Below are 18,059 nucleotides of genomic sequence, written 5' to 3'. Positions count from 1 at the left end.
CGGCGGCTTCCGGTCAATTCTCCCCGGCGTTTCCTTCTTCCCACGCCATGCTCGCACCGATGGCATCCACGGGCTGGGAGAGGGGAACACCGGAGCCGTCGCGGCGGCCGTGCTCTTGCGGGAGGGACCGGGCAACGCCGGCGCTTGATGACGCCTTCGCCGGACCGTGACCCGCCCATCCGAGCAGCAGAGTGTCTTCACCCTTGAGGAAGCGGTGGGCCCGCACGCCTCCCGTGGCCCGGCCCTTTGCCGGGTACTCCTCGAACGGGGTGATCTTCGCCGTACCCGGAGCGGTTCCCGGCAGCGCACCGTTGCTGCCGGCAATCGTTACGACGACGGCGGCAGGGTCGGTGGCGCGCACCGTCCCGAAGTGGATGACGTCGTCGCCGTCGCCAAGCTTGATTCCCGCCATGCCGCCCGCGGTGCGGCCCTGCGGCCGGACCGCGGAGGCGCTGAACCGCAGGAGCTGCGCAAGCCGGGTCACGAAGACGAGGTCGACGTCGTCGTCCTGGGCAGGCTCCACGCCCACCACAGCGTCCTTGTCCTTGAGGGCAATGATTTCCCAGTCTTCGCGGTTCAACGGGTAGTCGGGCTGGACGCGCTTCACCACGCCCTGGACCGTTCCGATGGCCAATACGGCATCCAGCGGCACGAACGCCACAAGCGATTCGCCCTTGAGCAGGGTGATGAAGTCCTTAGCTGCGACGCCCCCGGCAAGATTGGGCAGGCCGGACATGGGCGGGAGTGCCGGCATGTCCATGACCTGTACCCGGAGCATCCGGCCCTGCGAGGTGACCGCGCCGATCTCGCCGCGCGCGGTTGTCTTGACCACCGAGCGGTAGACATCGTGCTTGCTCCGCGGGCCGGATTCGGCCAGCGGCTCCTGGTTGGAGGTGCGCGCGATCTGGCCGGAGGCGCTGAGGATTGCCCAGCAAGGGTCGTCGGGGATTTCGAGCGGGAGCGCGGCGGCCTTGCCCTTGCCGGCCGGGACGGCTGCTGCTAGCGCCGCTGCGACGGTGGGAGATACGGCCTCTGATTCGAGGAGGACCGTGCGCCGCGGGGTGCCGTATTTCTCGGCCACTTCGGCCAATTCTCCGGACACCAGCTCGCGAAGGAGCACGTCGGACGCCAGGATCGCCTCGAGCTCGGCGATCTCCCGGCGCAGTTCTTCCTGTTCTTTCTCGAGTTCGATCCGCGAGTACTTGGTCAGTTGGCGCAGGCGGAGTTCCAGGATGTAGTTGGCCTGGATCTCTGACAGGTCGTAGATCGACATCAGCCGTTCGCGGGCCGCCGATGCCTCGTCGGAGGAACGGATGATCTGGATGACCTCGTCGATGTCGACGATCGCGATCAACAAGCCCTCCACCAAGTGGAGGCGGTCCTTTTTCTTGCCCAGGCGGAAAGCAGTGCGGCGACGCACCACGGACAGGCGGTGGCCGACATAGACCTGCAGGAGCTGGAGCAGGCCCAAAGTCTGAGGCTGCCCGTCCACCAAAGTCACGTTGTTGATGCCAAAGGAGTCTTCCATCGGGGTGAACCGGTAGAGCTGCTGCAGCACGGCGTTGGGGTTGAAGCCGTTCTTGATCTCGATCACGAGCCGCAGCCCGTGCTTGCGGTCGGTGAGGTCCATGACATCGCTGATGCCGGTCAGCTTTTTGGCGTTGACGGCATCCTTGATCTTCTCGATGACCTTCTCGGGACCCACCATGTAGGGGAGCTCGGTCACCACCAGGCCGGTGCGGCGCGCGGTCAGCTGCTCGATCTCCACCTTGGCGCGGGTCTTGAACGAACCACGTCCGGTGGCATAGGCATCGCGGATTCCGTCGAGTCCCACGATCCGGCCGCCGGTGGGCAGGTCCGGGCCGGGCACGAACCGCATGACGTCTTCCAGCGTCGCGTCCGGAGTGGCAATGAGGTGCCGGGCAGCCGCGATGACTTCCACGAGGTTGTGGGGAGCCATGTTGGTGGCCATGCCGACGGCGATGCCAGTAGTGCCGTTGACCAGCAAATTGGGGAAGGCCGCGGGCAGGACATCCGGCTGGGTGAGCTGGTTGTCGTAGTTGGGGACGAAGTCCACCACGTCTTCGTCGAGGTGCTCGGTCATCGTCATCGCTGCCGCGGCGAGCCGTGCTTCCGTGTAACGCGGTGCTGCCGGGCCGTCGTCGAGCGAACCGAAGTTGCCGTGGCCGTCGATCAGGGGCAATCGCAGCGAGAAGTCCTGTGCCATGCGCACCATGGCGTCATAGATGGCTGCATCACCGTGGGGGTGCAGCTTTCCCATGACTTCGCCCACCACGCGGGCGCTCTTCACATGCCCGCGGTCCGGGCGCAGGCCCATGTCGCTCATCATGTACAGGATGCGTCGCTGAACGGGCTTGAGGCCGTCGCGCGCATCGGGGAGCGCGCGGGAATAGATCACCGAATACGCGTACTCCAGGAAGGAGCCTTCCATTTCGGAAGTGACGTCGATATCGATGATGTTCTCGGTGAAGTCCCCGTCGAGGGCGGCCGAGGCCGCGTTCGCGCGGGAGGGACTTTGGCTGCGTGCCATGGAGTCGGTGGATCCTTAAACGTGTACTGCGGAAGACTTAGCTAGGCTAAGCCTATGGTGGATCAGCCCGGCGCCGGCGTATATCCGGAATATTGGGAGGCCGATGTCGTGCTTCGCGACGGCGGAACGGCCCACTTGAGACCAATTTCACCTGGGGATGCCGACGCGCTCCAGGCTTTCCACGCGGCGCAGTCCGAGACCTCCATCTATATGCGGTTCTTCTCGTTCAAACCGAGACTCTCCACCAAGGAACTGCACCGCTTCACCGAAGTGGACCATAAAGACCGGGTGGCGTTCGTCATCACCATCGGTGGAGAGATCGTCGGCGTCGGCCGCTACGACCGGCTGGATGACCCGACCGAGGCCGAAGTCGCCTTCAATATTTCCGATGTCCAGCAGGGCCGGGGCATCGGCTCCATCCTGCTCGAACACTTGGCTGCGGCCGCCCGGGAGAACGGCATCCGCCGCTTCATGGCCGAGGTCCTGCCGGAGAACCGCAAAATGCTCCGCGTGTTCGCGGACGCCGGGTACGAGCTGGTGCGCAAATTCGACGACGGCGTGGTGAGCGTTGATTTCAACATCGACCCCACCGAAAAATCCCTGGCCGTCATGGAATCCCGGGAACACCGCGCCGAGGCCCGCAGCGTGCGCGACTTGCTGGCGCCGTCGTCGATCGCCGTGGTGGGTGCCAGCCGCAAGTGGGGGACGATCGGCCACCAGTTGCTTGAGCACATCGTGGAAGGCGGCTTCAAAGGCGCGGTCTACGCCGTCAACCCGGAGGCGTTCGAACTTGCCGGCATGAAGTCCTTCGCCCGGATCGCCGAGGTCCCCGGGCCGGTGCAGCTCGCAGTCATCGCAGTACCGTACGAAGAAGTTCCGAAAGTAGTGGACGAGTGCGGTGCAGCCGGGGTCAAAGGCCTTGTGGTCGCCACAGCCGGGTACGCGGACGACGGCGAACGGGGGCTGCGGAAGCAGCGGGAACTCGTGCGCCGGGCCAGGTCCTCTGGGATGCGCGTGATCGGCCCTGAATCGTTGGGGATCGTGAACACCAACCCGGAGGTTTCGCTGAACGCGTCCATGGCTCCGAAACTGCCCGGGCGCGGGGGACTGGGGCTGTTCACGCAGTCAGCGGCCATCGGCGTTTCCGTCTACGCCGCCGCAAGTCGCCGCGGCCTGGGTCTTTCCTCGTTCCTCTCCACCGGCAACCGCGCCGATGTCTCCGGCAACGATGTCATGCAGTTCTGGGAAGACGATCCCGATACCTCCGCCGTCGGACTCTACCTGGAGTCGATCGGCAATCCCCGCAAGTTCTCCCGGCTGGCCCGGCGCTTGTCGCGCAGCAAGCCTGTCATCGTGGCCAAATCGGACGTCACCGGTCTTCGCCTTCCCCCGGGGCACGTGGTCAGGACGACGCTCGCCCCCGTGGCAGCCCTGGACGCGATGATGCGGCAAGCCGGGGTCATTGCCGTCGAAACCATCGAACAGCTCATGGACGTGGCGCAGATCGTTTCCAGCCAGCCCTTGCCCAAGGGCCCGGCGCTCGCCGTCTACAGCAATTCAGCGGCCTTCGGGAAGGTCGTGGCGGACAACGCGGCGCCGCAGGGACTCGTCGTCGACCGGATCGTCACCGACGTGGACCTGGACGCGGGGATGTCCGCAGCGCGGGAAGGGCTGCGGCGCAGCCTCCGGAAGACACTTGCGGACGATGCCGTGCATGCCGTGGTGGCGGCGATGGTCCCGTCCCGCAGCCTCACGATGGACGCGATCGCGGGAGTGCTCTCCGAATGTGCGGCAGAGGCCGGCAAACCCGTCGTGGCAGCATTCACCGGGATCCTCGACACGTCCGTGCAATTGGACCGAGTGATCGCTCCCGGCGGAGAGTCCGGCCCGGCACTGCCTTGCTATTCCAGTGCGGGCAGCGCAGTGGCGGCCCTGGCGGCCGTGGTCCGGTACGCAAAATGGCTGGACCGGGACCAAGGCATCTTCGTGGAGCCCACGGGTTGCGACCGCGAGGGTACCCGCGAACACATCGCACGGCTCTTGTCCTCCGTCCCGGGGGAGCAATTGATCCGGCTCGACGACGGCGAAGCGGCCGCGCTGCTGTCCCGCTACGGCATCAACGTGGTGCCGTCGGCCGTGTTCGAGAGCGACGACGAAGCGGTAGCCGCCGCCGAACGGCTTGGCTGGCCCGTGGTGCTCAAGACCACGGATCCCGCCCTTCGACACCGCCTGGACCTGGGAGGTGTGCGTCTGGACATCGAGGATGCGGACTCGCTTCGGCGCAATATCGCGCAGATGCGCCGTGCACTCGAACCCTACGGTTCATCGGCCATAGAGGTGCAGGCCATGGTTCCCGTGGGACAGGCGTGCACGTTCCGGGCCATCGAGGATCCGCTCCTCGGGCCCGTGGTCTCTTTCGGTCTGGCGGGTGACGCCGTGAACCTCCTGGACGATTGGGCGCACCGGGTGCCGCCCTTGTCTACTACTGATTTGCACGACTTCATCAGGGCGCCCCGGGCTTCCCTGAAACTGTTCGGATACCAAGGGCTGCCGGCAGTGGACGTGGCCGCCCTCGAAGACCTGGGAGCACGGCTGGTCCGGCTCAAGGATGAACACCCCGAAATCGCGCTCGTGGAGTTCAATCCCGTCCTGGCCGGGACGCAGGGCGCGAAAATCCTTGCCGCCGAGGTGTGGATCGGGAACGCCGCACAGCGCACAGACAGTGCCCGCCGTGCGATGCTCAGCTGACCTGGCAGTTGACCGCCGGAGGCCGGACAGTTATGAAGTCCCCAGCCGATCTGTGAAAATGGGGGAATGAGCTCGAAGTCCCCGACGCCTCCGTCCGGTCCGGCTACCACCGGGCACCATGCAGCACACAACCACAGCTCGCAGGGGCAGAGCCTGGACCAGGCACTTCAACGGGCAGGTTTCTACCCTGTCCTTGTTGCCGATGTTGTAGCCGATGCCTTGGACGGGCGTGACTGCCTCGCGCACCTGGTGCATTTGGAAACGCATTTCGACCGGGCCGAGGTCCGGCGGCACATCACGGTCCTGGTCCTCACCGAAGACATGCTGGTGATCACCCACGTCGACGACCAGCAGCTCGACGAAGCCGGAGAGCAGATCGTCGCCCAGATTTCCACGGAGTCCGTGCCCGTGGCACAAATCCGCTCTGTGGTCCTCAGCTACATGTATGCGCAGCCACAGAACTACACTCCGAGCGACCCCGTCAGGGAGCTCACCCTGTCCATTGCCTGGTCAGGTGGCCAACGCCTGGACGTGGGCCCCGCCAGCTGCGGCGATCCCCAGTGCGAAGCCGACCATGGGTACACGGGCACCATCTCCCAGGAGGACATCGTGCTGCGGATCAGCTCCGAGGCCGACGGACCCAGGGCTGTCCAGGACGCGAAGGTCTTTGCCCGGGCCCTGCGGGCTGTGAACACAGGCGCTCCCGGGCCCTCGGTCCACCCCGGCATGATGTCCGCTCCGCGGCTCCGCTCGGGCGTCTTCGGCAACAGGCTCAGCCGCGGGCACCAGCGCTGATGGCGACGTCGGAACCCATCGCCCAAGACACCGTCTCCGTTTCCAGCGCCGTCACCGAGCTTCCCGCTGCGCCGCTGTACGGCATCAAATCGATCGCCGAGGTCTTCACCAGCGCCGCAGCGAGCATGGGCCTGCCCGGCTTCGAAAACAAGCTGCAATTGCCTTCGTCGCAACGCGTGTGCGTGGTCCTCGCAGACGGACTGGGGCGCAACCTCCTGAAGCAGAAGGCCGCCCACACTCCGTTCCTGAGGTCAATAGCGAACGCGGGACAGGGAGCCGTCCCTGCGTGGCTTGACGCGGCTTTTCCTTCCACCACGGCATCGTCCTTGGCAAGCCTTGGAACCGGCCGTACGCCGGGCGAACACGGCATGGTGGGCTATGACGTCCTGGATCCCGACCAGGACAAGGTAGTCAACCTGCTCGGCAACTGGGACGCCGGTGTCGACCCCCTGCGCTGGCAGCCGTTCCCCACAATTTTCGAACGCGTGGCGGCCGACGCCGACGTCGTCACCGTGAGCCTGCCGCAATTCGGCGCGTCACCGATGACCCGCGCGGCGCTCCGGGGAAGCAGGTTCGTGGGCGGCAGCTCGCCCCATGCCCGGACGGCAGCGGCGGGGGAGGAAATGGCGGCTGGAACCCGTTCGCTCATGTACTTTTACGTCAACGAACTGGACAAAGCCGGGCACCGCTACGGCTGCCACTCCGCTCGCTGGGAGCACCAGCTCGAGGAATTGGATGCAACGGTCAAGAGGCTCTCTGCCGCATTGCCCGCGGGGACTACCATCCTGCTCACCGGCGATCACGGGATGGTGGACGTCCCGGAGTCGCAGCGCATCGACTACTCGGCCGATCCAGCCCTGATTGCCGGGGTCCGGCACACCGCAGGCGAGCCACGCATGGTTCACCTGTACTTCGAACCCGACGCCGGGGAGCTCCAGCGGGAAGCCGTGTTGGATGCCTGGCGCGCCCGCTTCGGCGATCGGATCTGGGCCTTCACCCGTGGGCAGGCCCTTGAAGCAGGACTCTTCGGGGTCCTTCGGCCGGAAGTTTCCCGCCGGATCGGGGATGTCATGATCGCCGCCAAGGATGCCTTGGCGCTCTACGACGTCCGCCGCGTCCGTCCAACCGCCTTGGAAGTGGTGGGGCAGCACGGTTCGCTGACCAAGGCGGAACGCGAAGTTCCGCTGCTATGCTTCCAAGCCGGAGGTCCCAAGGGCCGCCGTGGCTGAGCTCATTTTCTTCTCCGGAACCATGGACTGCGGCAAGTCCACCCTTGCCTTGCAGATGGACTACAACCACCGTGCCCGCGGCCGGGGCGGGGTCCGCTTCAGCTGCAACGACCGTGCCGGCGGTTCCGTCATCTCCAGCCGGCTCGGACTCCGGACCGACGCGGTGGAAGTCATCGATACGACGGATTTCTGGGACGAGGTTGTCCGACGCCGGACCACAGGCCTCACGGTGGACTACCTCATCTGCGACGAAGCCCAGTTCTACTCACCGGAGCAAGTGGAACAACTCGCGCGCGTCGTCGATGAGATGGGGGTAGACGTGTTCGCTTTCGGAATCACGTCCGACTTCCGCACCCGTCTTTTCCCCGGATCCCAGCGTTTCGTGGAGCTCGCCGACAGGGTCCAGGTACTGCAGGTCGAGGCGCTTTGCTGGTGCGGCCGCCGGGCAACCCACAACGCGCGGACCGTGGACGGCATCATGGTGGTCGAAGGCGAGCAGGTCGTGGTGGGCGACGTTGCCATGGAGGCCGGCCGGGCCGAGGCTGCCCCGGCGCAAGCCGAAGCGTCACACCCGGTGGTCGGATACGAGACCCTATGCCGCAGGCACTACATGCGCCGGGTCACGGCACACGGGGCCAACCTCATGGCGAGCCGCGATCAGTTGCTGCCGTTCGACGTCGACGCTTGCCTTTGGCGCGGCGCCAGCTGAAGCTGCCGCGAAGTGAAAGCTTCCTAGTCTCCGCGGGTTCCGAAGAGGATGTCATCCCAGCTCGGAATGCTGGAGCGCTTGGGCCGTGACGGTTGGCGCTCGGCCACTGCGGCATCTGAAGGCTCTTCATCCTTCTGGCCGGAGGGGGTGGGCTTCGGCTCTTCGCGTTCCCGTCGGGGAGCTCCGCCGAGCAGTTCGTCCAGACCCGCCCGCGGTGCGGGCGCTTCCTGGGTTTGGGATTCGTCGCGGCCGGTCCGGGCATCATTGCCGGCCCGGTCGTCGTCGTCGTTCCTGCCGCGCAGCAGGGTCACAGGGCGCAGCGGACCCGGAACCACCGTGATTTCCCTGGTATTCGTGCTGACCCCATCGTGAAGATGGAGGGAGTCGTTTTCGTCGTCATCATGCTTCGGGGCCAGGCTCAGCCGGGACAGCATGGATGCGCGAGCGTCACGGCGGCTGGGAGCGGGTTCGGCTTTTGCCTGCTCGTCCGTGTCGTCTGACTCCGTGTCAGTTGATTCGCTGTCAGCGGATCCGTCTTCGACGTCGCCGGGCCGCGGATGCGCAGCGGGAACGCCACTGCTGAGCAGCAGCGCCAACGCGTCGTCGCTGTCTTCGTCCAGTCCCAGCCGCTGTCCGCGACGGGAGCGCAGCATGTCCAGGAGCCCGTCGGCTTCCTTGGTGGCAGCCGCGGCGGCCACACGGGCGGCGGTTCCGGCGTCGGCCTCAAAGTCGAAAGGCCGGTCCGAAACGGCCGCGAGCCGTCGAGCCGGTACTGGTCCATCGAGGGGTTCCAGTTCGCTGAGCTGCTGGGCCCAGCGGTTGGCGTTCTGGATGGATTTGCGGGCGGGATGGAACGTCCACATCGCGGGCGGCTCTTCGCCGATGCTCTCCAGGCTGCCCGGCTTGGTCTCGAAGCGCGCGACGACGGTCCACGTGCCGTCGGTCCGGCGCCAGGAGTCCCATTCCACCGCCGAAGAGTCGATCCCGTGGGCAGTGAGCCGGTGGGCAACCATTTCGCCGAGGCTTGCAGGTTCGTCGCCGAACGCCGCGCGGTAGGTTTCCTGGCCGGGGGCAGGGGCGGCGACTTCGACTTTGCGGGCTTGTTGGGCGATGTATTCGCGCTCGGCAAGGACAGGACCTTCGTACCGCTGCACATTGGCGAGCGGGAGCCCTGACAGCTCCGCCACCTCCGCGGCCGTAGCACCGCTGCGGATGCGTGACTGAATATCACGCGGGGACATGGCGACGGGCGTGATGGAGGCACGTGCGGCCACCTGGGCAGGTGTCCGGCTCGCTGCAACCCGCAACGCCTCATCAATCGGAAGCTGGAACATCTCGCCGCCGGTACCGCTCAACAGAAGATGTCCGCCGTCGTCGTGGACGCCAACCAGCCGTAGATCCCGCATAAAATCCTCCACCATGGCCTATCTGACATTCGAAACTCTGCCACCCGGTAAGGCCTTTTCCTACTAGGACAAAGGGCGCGCCGCGATATTCCGCGATTTTCCGGCATTCTCCCGTTCAGGCGGCCGCCAGGAGGGTATGGACATCCTGGTCTGCCGGGAGGACAATCTGCCCGGTATCGGGCACAAAAATGCAGCCTGCCGCGTTACATCCTTAGACCGGAGCAGGTTCCGGCCGACCGGACCGCAAGCCCTGCGTGAAGCACAAGGGAGAACGAAGAAGGGACCATGGCAACGGACTACGACGCCCCTCGGAAGACGGAAGAAGACACCGAGGACTCGATCGAGGAACTCAAGTCGCACCGCACGGAGAAGCAGTCGTCATCGGCTGTTGACATCGATGAGACTGATCTGGCTGATGCCTACGAGCTCCCCGGGGCGGACTTGTCCGGCGAAGAGCTGCTGGTCCGTGTGCTCCCGCCGCAGGCGGACGAATTTACGTGCTTCAACTGCTTCCTGGTCAAGCACCGCTCCCAGATTGCGCGGGAGAAGGACGGGCACCTGTACTGCAAGGAATGCGAAAGCTAGCTTCGGGAGCCCTGCTTCGACAATGCTGCCACCAGTTCGTCGGGGTGGCGGGTGGAGGTCAGCCAATACGGAGTGCGGTCCGCGGGGTCGGTGATTTCAATGCGCACCACGGGATCAATCCAGCCGCGGAGGCACAGGAACGCCAGTCCATGGAGCCGGACGCCCCGCTCCGCGGTGGCTTCGTCCTTGCGGAACGCGGTGACGGCGCCGACAAACTCGCGCTGGATGCTGGCCCGTCCCACTTGGACGGTGTCCCGGTCCACCACGATCGAGGGAGTGGACGTCACCAGCAAGACGGTGGTGATGGCGAAGAGAACCAGCGCGGCGATAATGCCCGCGGTGATGCTGATCGGCGCGAACATGAGGATGCCGGCGGCGGAGAAGCCCACCACGACAATCCAAATCCAGGGGGAGGGCCGGAGCTTTTCCGTATACAGGACGCCCGATTCGCTTGAGGAATGGTGCGGCACGGGTACGGAAGCAGTCGATTCAGGCATGCCACCAGCTTATCGGGACTGTGCCCCCGGGAAATAACGCGCCTTTGCCGCGCGCTGCCCTCCGACCGCAATCGTGGCAGTATCCCGCGGACGATAGAATGTGTGACTGTGAGCCACGAGACAGCAGTAGCCAACCCAGCAGACACCTCCGCCGAATACGGTGCGCCGACCCTTCAGGTCGAACTGAAAATGCTCGACGCCGATTTGGAAGCGCCGTCCTACGCGCACCCCGGTGACGCAGGCGCGGACTTGCGCGCCCGCGCGGACGTGTCGCTCGCTCCGGGAGAGCGGAAGCTCGTAGCAACAGGCGTCTCCATCGCACTTCCAAACGGCTATGTCGCCCTCATCCACCCCAGGTCAGGGCTGGCAACCAAGCACGGGCTCACCGTAGTGAATGCTCCCGGGACGGTTGATGCCGGCTACCGAGGTGAAATTTCCGTGACGCTTTTGAATACGGACAAAAACCAGGCAATCGAACTCAAGCGCGGCGATAGAATTGCTCAAATGGTGATCCAGCGCGTCGAGTATGCGCAGTTCGTTTCCGTGGAGGAGTTGTCCGACACCTCGCGCGGCACCGGCGGCTTTGGATCCACCGGAGGCTTCGCGCCGGCCGTGAGCTAGCAACAACCTCGACAATCGGCGCCGTTCGGAGCTGATTGCCATGCTGCCCGCGAGTTGACGGGCAGTCTGCGGTTTACTGGGGGTAGACCACTACTAAGGAGACAACCCGATGCTTTTTGGGCGCGGAAAGAAGTCCAAGGCTGAGCAGCCGAAAGACAACGGTACTGAGCAGGCCGATGCCGCGACGTCGCGGCAGGAGGCCGGCACGGAAGCCAGTGGGGCCGCCAAGGGCGACTTCCGTCTGTCCAAGGGGCCATTGGATGCCAGTGAAATTGATAGCCAGGATGGCTACGTGGATCTTGGCGCCCTGCTGATCGAACCTTCCGAGGGTCTTCAATTGCGCCTCGAGGTGGAGGAGGCAACCCAGCGGGTCGTCGCGGTCACCATGGACCTCGATGGATCGAGCCTCCAGCTCCAGGCGTTCGCCGCTCCCCGCTCCGAAGGGCTGTGGGACGAGATCCGCGAACAAATCGGCCAGTCGGTGGCCAGCCAGGGAGGCGAAGTCGAGGAAATTGCCGGCACGTTCGGCACTGAACTCGTCGCCAAACTTCCCACCGAATCCGCCGACGGCGGACGCGGCTTCCGGGCGGCCCGTTTCATGGGCGTGGACGGGCCCCGCTGGTTCCTTCGTGGCGTCATCGGCGGGCACGCGGCCCTGGACAGGGACGCGGCCGAAGGACTCGAGAACCTCTTCCGCAAGGTTGTGGTCATTCGCGGAGACAACCCCATGCCGCCCCGCGAGCTGCTTCAGCTGAAGCTGCCCAAGGATGCCGTGGCCTCCGGGTCCGGGCAGCATGGTGTGACTGACGAAACGCCGGAGCTTCAGCGGCCAGAACGCGGCCCGGAGATCACCCAGATTGGCTGACAAAGCGGCCCGCGCCGCTGCCGCGCATGGCACCCCGGCGTCAGTGCCCCTCACTGAAATCCCCGCACGGGGCCGGGTCGACTGCACGGGTTTCATCGAGTCGGTGACCTACCAGCCCGCCAACGAGCAAAGTCACTTCTCGGCGATCCTGGTCGACCGGATTGCGCACAGGGGCGACACGGGCCCGTTGACCCGCTTGCGCGTCATCTGGCTCGGGCGCCGGAAGGTGCCCGGCATCGAACCCGGGACTGTCCTGCGGCTCGAAGGCATGGTCACTCCGCGGGACGGGATGCCCACGATGTTCAATCCGCGCTATGAAATCCTCTCCCGGCAGGAGCACCAATGACCGTCGCCAACGGACGCGATCCCCAGGAAAAGCCAGCACAGGAAAAGCCAGCGCACGAAAAGACCGGCCCGGCAGGGGAGTCCCGGCAGGGTGCCCAGGGGCCGAGCATTGCGGACATCGCCGCTGGCTACGCCGAAAAAGCCGGGCTGCAACGCAACAGCCACGGGCACGTGGACATCCTCAAATCGGCCGGGGGCGTTCAGGGAATCGCCGAGAGCATCGTGCCCGGCCTCGTCTTCCTGATCGCCTTCATGGTCACCCGAGACCTTCCTGCCTCCCTGATTGCCTCCCTCGCGGCGGCAGCAGTCTTCACCGTAGTCCGGCTGGTCCAACGGCGCCCGTTGACCCAGGCGCTTGCCGGGATCGCCGGCGTCGCGATCTCCGCCTGGCTCGCGAACACCACCGGCAAGGCAGAGGATTTCTACGTCCTGGGTTTCTACACGAATATCGCCTACATCGTGGGAATGGTGCTGTCGATCCTGGTCAAGTGGCCGATCGCCGGCCTGCTGTTCGGTTTCGTCCGCAACGAAGGCTTCGAATGGCGGAAGAACCCGGAACGCCTGCGGGCCTATTCCATCGGTACGTGGGTGGTCATTGCCGTGCTGGCGCTACGGCTTGTGGTCCAGGTGCCCCTGTATTTCATGGGTGATCCCGGCCTTGCCGCACTCGCCACGATGCGGCTGATCATGGGTGCCCCGCTGTACATCCTGGGCCTGTGGATTGCCTGGCTCCTGACCCGGCCGGTGCCGGGCCAGAAGCCGAACCGCGATGCTCAGCCGTCGAAACCGTCGTCGTCGGACTGATCCGAGAACTCTTCCTCGACGTCGGCTGAACCGTGGTCCGCGGCGGACGGGGAGAGCAAAGCCCTCAGGCCGTCCTCGGCCGCAATGGTCGTGACGAAGAACAGTTCGTCGCCGCCGTCGATCACGTCGTCGCGGCTGGGTGTGATGGGGGCATGATCCCGGAGGATCGCCACCAAGGTGGCGTCTTCGGGCCATTCGATGCCGCCCACGGTGCTGCCGATGATGTGCGAGTCGTGGGGAACCGTGAATTCCACGAGCGAGGACACTCCGGTCTGCAAGGTCAGCAAGCGGACGAGGTCGCCGATTTCCACGGCCTCTTCAACGAGCGCCGTCATGAGCTGCGGGGTGTTGACGGCGACGTCGACGCCCCAGGAATCGTTGAACATCCAGTCGTTCTTGGGGTTGTTGACCCGGCCCACCGTGCGGCCCACACCGAATTCGGTCTTGGCCAGCAACGACACCACAAGGTTGACTTTGTCGTCGCCGGTCGCGGACACGACGACGTCGGCCCCTTCCAGCTTCGCTTCCTGCAGCGTGCTCAGTTCGCACGCGTCGCCCACCAACCAGCGGGCACCGCGGAGTCCGCTGCGTCCGATGACCTCCGGCTTGAGGTCGATCAGCATGATCTCGTGCTTGTGGGCGAGCAATTCGCGCGCGATCGACGAACCGACGCTGCCCGCGCCGACAATAACGACTTTCACTCAGACTCCTTGGCGGGTGCGCTGGAAAGGATGCGCGCTACCTCGGCGCTGCGGTCCAGATTCAACATGGCGTGCACGGTGTCACCCTCCTGGTACGCCGTTCCGGACTGGGGCAGGACACCCTCGCCAAAGCGGGTAAGGAAGGCGATGCGGATTCCGGACGCTGCTTCGATGGCAGTCAATGGGTGCCCGATCCAGCCTTCGTTGAGGTCCACTTCGGACAAAACCAGCCGGCCCGATGGCTCGCGGTAGTCCCCGGCCAAATGTTGTTCGGGCAGGATCCGGCGCAGGACCTGGTCCGCGCTCCAGCGCACGGCGGCAACCGTGGGGATGCCGAGGCGCTGATAGATCTCGGCGCGGCCTGGATCGTAGATGCGCGCAACAACATGCGAAACATGGAATGTTTCGCGGGCTACGCGGGTGGCCAGGATGTTGGAATTGTCACCGCTGGAGACAGCGGCGAAAGCGTACGCCTCCTCGCAGCCCGCCTGCTTGAGGGTGTCCCGGTCGAAGCCGACCCCCGTGACTTTCCTGCCGGTGAATCCGCTGCGCAAACGGCGGAAGGCACGATCGTCCTGGTCGATGATTGCCACCGAATGGCCGGCGTCTTCCAAAGTGTGCGCCAACGTTGCGCCAACTCGTCCGCAACCCATGATCACAAAGTGAGCCACGGTTTCTCCTTCACTCTTATGCATGCCGCTCGGTAAGACTCTACCGGGGCAAGTCGCGGAAGCCAGTCCGCCGTCATGACATCGCGTTCGATTCAGAGTAGCTTTGCGGAGTGCTGACAATTCTCAACGCCGCGAAGCGGGTGTTGGTGGGGCGGCCTTTCCGGAACGACCGCCTGGCCCACACACTGCTTCCCAAGCGCATCGCGCTGCCGATTTTCGCTTCGGACGCCCTGTCCTCCGTGGCGTACGCCCCCGACGAAATCCTGCTGACGCTGGCCCTCGCGGGCGTGAGCGCCGTGGCCATTTCGCCGCTGGTGGGCCTCGCAGTCATGGTGGTCTTGCTCACGGTCGTTGCCTCCTACCGGCAGAACGTCCATGCCTACCCCTCCGGTGGCGGAGACTACGAAATCGCCAACGTCAACCTGGGGAAGTTCGCCGGACTGACCGTCGCCGCCGCGTTGTTGGTGGACTACGTCCTCACGGTCGCTGTGTCGATGTCCTCCGCAGCGGCGTACCTGACCACAGCGATCCCCTCGATGCACGGGCAGCAGGCGCTCATCGCCACTGTCGGCGTTGTGGTGCTGGCACTCGTGAACCTGCGCGGCATCAAGGAAGCCGGCAGTGTCTTCGCGGTTCCCACCTACATCTTCATGTTCTCCATCCTGGGCATGACGGCGGTCGGTATCTTCCAGGCGGCCACAGGCCAACTCGGCCAGGCCCCGTCGGCGGCCTTCACGATCGTCCCGCAAGAGGGATTCGACCAGGGGCTCGTTGGCCTGGCGGGGGCGTTCCTGCTCCTGAGGGCCTTCTCCTCCGGCGCCGCAGCGCTGACCGGCGTGGAGGCCATCAGCAACGGTGTGCCGAACTTCAAGAAGCCCAAGAGCAAGAACGCGGCCGCCACGCTGTTGCTGCTCGGAGTCATCGCCTCGGCGATGCTCGCAGGCATCATCTACCTCGCCAACGCCACCAAGGTCCACATCGTGCTGGATCCGGCCAAGGAATTCCTGCTGAATGGGCAACCGCTGCCGGGCGACTACATCCAGAACCCTGCCATCAGCCAGATAGCGCAGACCATTTTCGGTGCCGGGTCCCTCCCGTTCTACATTGTGGTCGCCGCCACCGGCGTCATCCTCGTCTTCGCCTCCAACACCGCATTCAACGGGTTCCCGGTGCTGGGGTCCATCCTCGCCCAGGACGGCTACCTTCCGCGCCAGCTTCGGACCCGCGGAGACCGCCTGGCTTTCAGCAACGGCGTCCTGGCGCTTGCAGCCGGAGCCTTGGTCCTCATCATTTCCTTCAACGCCGATGTCACCAAGCTGATCCAGCTGTACATCGTCGGCGTCTTCATTTCGTTCACGATGAGCCAGCTGGGCATGGTGCGGCACTGGGGCAGGGAACTCAAGCTTGCGCAGGACAAAGCCGTCCGCCGCAGGATCGTGAAGTCCCGCACCATCAACGGGCTCGGCTTCGCCATGACGGCTCTGGTTCTGACCATCGTGCTCATCACCAAGTTCGAGCAGGGAGCCTGGATCGCGCTCCTGGCGATGTTCGTGCTGTTCCTCATCATGTGGAGCATCCGCGCCCACTACGACAATGTGGCCAAGGAGCTGGCCGTTGACGAGGACTCGTCGCCCCGCGCGTTGCCCACCAGGGTCCATGCCGTGCTCCTGGTGTCCCATGTGCGCAAACCGGTGCTGCGTGCCCTCGCCTACGCGAGGGCATCGAGGCCGTCCCGGCTGGACGCCATCATCGTCGACATCGACCACGAGGAAACCGCGCACACGGTCGAGGCGTGGGACAAGCTGGACATCCCGGTCCCGTTGACCGTTTTGGCGAGCCCGTACCGCGAGACCGTCACCCCCATCCTGGACTACGTCAAGAACATGCGCCGCGATTCTCCGCGGGACCTGATCGTGGTTTACATCCCGGAGTATGTCGTCGGCAAGTGGTGGGAACAGCTCGTCCACAACCAGACCGCCTTGCGCATCAAGGCCCGGCTCCACTTTGAACCCGGCGTCATGGTGGCCAGCGTCCCATGGCAATTGAAGTCCTCCGAAGAAGCAAAGGCATTGCAGGATACCTGATGACCCACCCCAGCAACACCGAATCCAGCTCGCCCACGGCCCAGGACGGAGCTGCCACGGAGCTGGTGGTGGACGTCGGCCCGGTCGCCCACGGCGGCCACTTCGTCGCGCGGCACGAAGGCCGCGTCATCTTTGTCCGGCACGGCATCCCGGGCGAAAAGGTCCGGGTCCGGCTGACCGACGCGGGGGAGTCGTCCCGTTTCTGGCGTGCCGACGCCGTCGACGTCCTGGAAGCGTCGGACGACCGGATCCGCCATTTCTGGCCGCTCGCCGACCCACTCGCCGCATGGGGCAAAGGCGGTCCGCCCGTGGGCGGCGCGGAACTCGGGCACGTAACACTGGAACGGCAGCGCCTCCTCAAGTCCGAAGTCCTCGCCGAGCAGCTGAAACGGCTCGCCGGCGTCGAACTCACTGTCGACGTGGAGCCCGCAGCCGCCGGTGACCCGGGCTCCGGCGGCGTTACCGGGACCGACGGCGGAACCGGACTCGGCTGGCGGACCCGGGCCAGCTTCGCTGTGACCCCGGCCGGCCGGCTGGGGATGCATGCCCACCGCTCCGACGTCGTGATTCCGGTCCACGAGATGCCCCTGGCACTGCCGGGCATCAACGAGTTGCGGCTTTGGGACATCGACCTGCGGGGGATCTCGCGGGTGGAAGTGGCGGCGCCTGCGAACGGATCGCGTCCGCTCGTGCTGCTCGCCCCGGAAGAAGGCACCGATGCCCGGCGCCTGAACCGGATCCTGGGCCAGATCCCGCATGACGTGTCCGTGGCCAGCTTCGACCCCATGGGCGGCGACGTCCTGCAGTTGCGCGGCAGGACGTGGGTCCAGGAATCGGCTGCCGGTCATGAATACCGCGTCACGGGAGAAGGGTTCTGGCAGATCCACAAGGATGCGCCCGCCACCCTGGTGGGAGCGGTGACGGGATTCCTGCACGACGGCGGGTACCTCCTTCCGGGATCGGCCGTCGCCGATCTTTACGCCGGAGCCGGTTTGTTTACTGCACCATTGGCCGATGCCGTGGGGATCACCGGTTCGGTGCTCTCCGTCGAGGGATCGCCCGGGACCAGCCGGGACGCCCGCAAGAATCTGCATGGAGAGACCCAGGTGGAAATCGTCCAGGGCCGGGTGGAACGTGTCCTCCGGCAGCGCCCCCGGAGCTTCGACGCCTTGGTGATCGACCCGCCCCGCGCCGGTGCCGGCAAGGCTGTGGTCAGCCAGCTCATCGAGTCCGGGCCGCGCGCCATCGCCTATGTGTCGTGTGATCCGGCCTCCTTCGCGCGTGATCTGGGGTACTTCCGGAACGGCGGATGGCGCCTCGAATCCCTCCGTGCCTTTGACCTGTATCCGCACACACATCATCTGGAGACCGTTGCATTGCTGGTGCCCGCGGCATAGCCACCACTACGATGGTGGAGAAGTCCTACGTCGCGCTTCACTTCTCCACCG

16 protein-coding genes are annotated in these 18,059 nt (G+C 65.4%); 11 read left to right on the top strand and 5 right to left on the bottom strand.

Annotated features, from left to right (window positions below; genetic code table 11):
- Nucleotides 1–13 precede the first annotated feature (13 nt).
- Nucleotides 14–2,551, bottom strand: a complete 2,538-nt coding sequence (locus KNN17_RS08515; RefSeq protein ID WP_241708313.1) for a DNA gyrase/topoisomerase IV subunit A — start codon at nt 2,549–2,551, stop codon at nt 14–16.
- Between the two features lie 54 nt (nt 2,552–2,605).
- Between KNN17_RS08515 and KNN17_RS08510 the strand changes: the two genes are divergently transcribed.
- The 4 genes from KNN17_RS08510 (at nt 2,606) to KNN17_RS08495 (ending at nt 8,032) form a co-directional block, all read left to right on the top strand.
- The gene (locus tag KNN17_RS08510) at nt 2,606–5,299 is read left to right on the top strand and encodes a bifunctional acetate--CoA ligase family protein/GNAT family N-acetyltransferase (RefSeq protein WP_241708312.1); all 2,694 of its coding nucleotides are present in this window, start codon (nt 2,606–2,608) and stop codon (nt 5,297–5,299) included.
- 66 nt (nt 5,300–5,365) lie between these two features.
- Nucleotides 5,366–6,094, top strand: coding sequence for a DUF5998 family protein (locus tag KNN17_RS08505; RefSeq protein ID WP_078105511.1), 729 nt, complete (start codon nt 5,366–5,368; stop codon nt 6,092–6,094).
- Complete coding sequence (locus KNN17_RS08500; protein WP_241708311.1) at nt 6,094–7,323, top strand: alkaline phosphatase family protein; 1,230 nt, start codon at nt 6,094–6,096, stop codon at nt 7,321–7,323. Before KNN17_RS08505 ends, KNN17_RS08500 begins: the two co-directional genes overlap by 1 nt.
- Nucleotides 7,316–8,032, top strand: a complete 717-nt coding sequence (locus KNN17_RS08495) for a thymidine kinase (protein ID WP_241708310.1) — start codon at nt 7,316–7,318, stop codon at nt 8,030–8,032. The genes KNN17_RS08500 and KNN17_RS08495 overlap by 8 nt, the downstream gene beginning before the upstream one ends.
- Before the next feature lie 23 nt (nt 8,033–8,055).
- Here KNN17_RS08495 and sepH read toward each other — a convergent pair whose 3' ends face one another.
- Nucleotides 8,056–9,438 carry a septation protein SepH gene (sepH, locus tag KNN17_RS08490; protein ID WP_241708309.1) on the bottom strand — a complete coding sequence of 461 codons (1,383 nt, stop codon included), beginning with the start codon at nt 9,436–9,438 and terminating at the stop codon, nt 8,056–8,058.
- Between the two features lie 285 nt (nt 9,439–9,723).
- Between sepH and KNN17_RS08485 the strand changes: the two genes are divergently transcribed.
- Nucleotides 9,724–10,023, top strand: coding sequence for a DUF4193 domain-containing protein (locus KNN17_RS08485; RefSeq protein ID WP_078105507.1), 300 nt, complete (start codon nt 9,724–9,726; stop codon nt 10,021–10,023).
- Here the strand turns inward: KNN17_RS08485 and KNN17_RS08480 are convergent.
- Nucleotides 10,020–10,520: a DUF3093 domain-containing protein gene (locus KNN17_RS08480; RefSeq protein ID WP_241708308.1), complete on the bottom strand. Its 501-nt coding sequence runs from the start codon at nt 10,518–10,520 to the stop codon at nt 10,020–10,022. The genes KNN17_RS08485 and KNN17_RS08480 overlap by 4 nt on opposite strands.
- 108 nt (nt 10,521–10,628) lie before the next feature.
- Between KNN17_RS08480 and dut the strand changes: the two genes are divergently transcribed.
- The 4 genes from dut (at nt 10,629) to KNN17_RS08460 (ending at nt 13,155) form a co-directional block, all read left to right on the top strand.
- Complete coding sequence (dut, locus tag KNN17_RS08475) at nt 10,629–11,141, top strand: dUTP diphosphatase (protein ID WP_241708307.1); 513 nt, start codon at nt 10,629–10,631, stop codon at nt 11,139–11,141.
- A 109-nt stretch (nt 11,142–11,250) separates the two neighbouring features.
- Nucleotides 11,251–12,006 carry a DUF3710 domain-containing protein gene (locus KNN17_RS08470; RefSeq protein ID WP_241708306.1) on the top strand — a complete coding sequence of 252 codons (756 nt, stop codon included), beginning with the start codon at nt 11,251–11,253 and terminating at the stop codon, nt 12,004–12,006.
- Nucleotides 11,999–12,352: a hypothetical protein gene (locus KNN17_RS08465; protein ID WP_241708305.1), complete on the top strand. Its 354-nt coding sequence runs from the start codon at nt 11,999–12,001 to the stop codon at nt 12,350–12,352. Before KNN17_RS08470 ends, KNN17_RS08465 begins: the two co-directional genes overlap by 8 nt.
- Complete coding sequence (locus KNN17_RS08460) at nt 12,349–13,155, top strand: DUF3159 domain-containing protein (protein ID WP_241708304.1); 807 nt, start codon at nt 12,349–12,351, stop codon at nt 13,153–13,155. The genes KNN17_RS08465 and KNN17_RS08460 overlap by 4 nt, the downstream gene beginning before the upstream one ends.
- On the opposite strand, the gene KNN17_RS08455 is transcribed toward KNN17_RS08460, so the two are convergent.
- Together KNN17_RS08455 and KNN17_RS08450 are read right to left on the bottom strand one after the other, a co-directional pair.
- Nucleotides 13,125–13,856, bottom strand: coding sequence for a potassium channel family protein (locus KNN17_RS08455; protein ID WP_078105502.1), 732 nt, complete (start codon nt 13,854–13,856; stop codon nt 13,125–13,127). The genes KNN17_RS08460 and KNN17_RS08455 overlap by 31 nt on opposite strands.
- Nucleotides 13,853–14,527 carry a potassium channel family protein gene (locus KNN17_RS08450; RefSeq protein ID WP_241708303.1) on the bottom strand — a complete coding sequence of 225 codons (675 nt, stop codon included), beginning with the start codon at nt 14,525–14,527 and terminating at the stop codon, nt 13,853–13,855. Before KNN17_RS08450 ends, KNN17_RS08455 begins: the two co-directional genes overlap by 4 nt.
- A 110-nt stretch (nt 14,528–14,637) precedes the next feature.
- On the opposite strand from KNN17_RS08450, the gene KNN17_RS08445 reads away from it, so the two are divergent.
- Together KNN17_RS08445 and KNN17_RS08440 are read left to right on the top strand one after the other, a co-directional pair.
- Nucleotides 14,638–16,611, top strand: a complete 1,974-nt coding sequence (locus tag KNN17_RS08445) for an APC family permease (protein ID WP_078105500.1) — start codon at nt 14,638–14,640, stop codon at nt 16,609–16,611.
- Nucleotides 16,611–18,008: a class I SAM-dependent RNA methyltransferase gene (locus KNN17_RS08440; RefSeq protein ID WP_241708302.1), complete on the top strand. Its 1,398-nt coding sequence runs from the start codon at nt 16,611–16,613 to the stop codon at nt 18,006–18,008. The genes KNN17_RS08445 and KNN17_RS08440 overlap by 1 nt, the downstream gene beginning before the upstream one ends.
- Nucleotides 18,009–18,059 lie beyond the last annotated feature (51 nt).

It is taken from the genome of Arthrobacter bambusae, from assembly GCF_022606295.1.
GTDB lineage: Bacteria > Actinomycetota > Actinomycetes > Actinomycetales > Micrococcaceae > Arthrobacter > Arthrobacter bambusae_A.
Note: the sequence above shows the minus strand (reverse complement) of the source record. Positions and strands in the feature narration are given on the sequence as shown.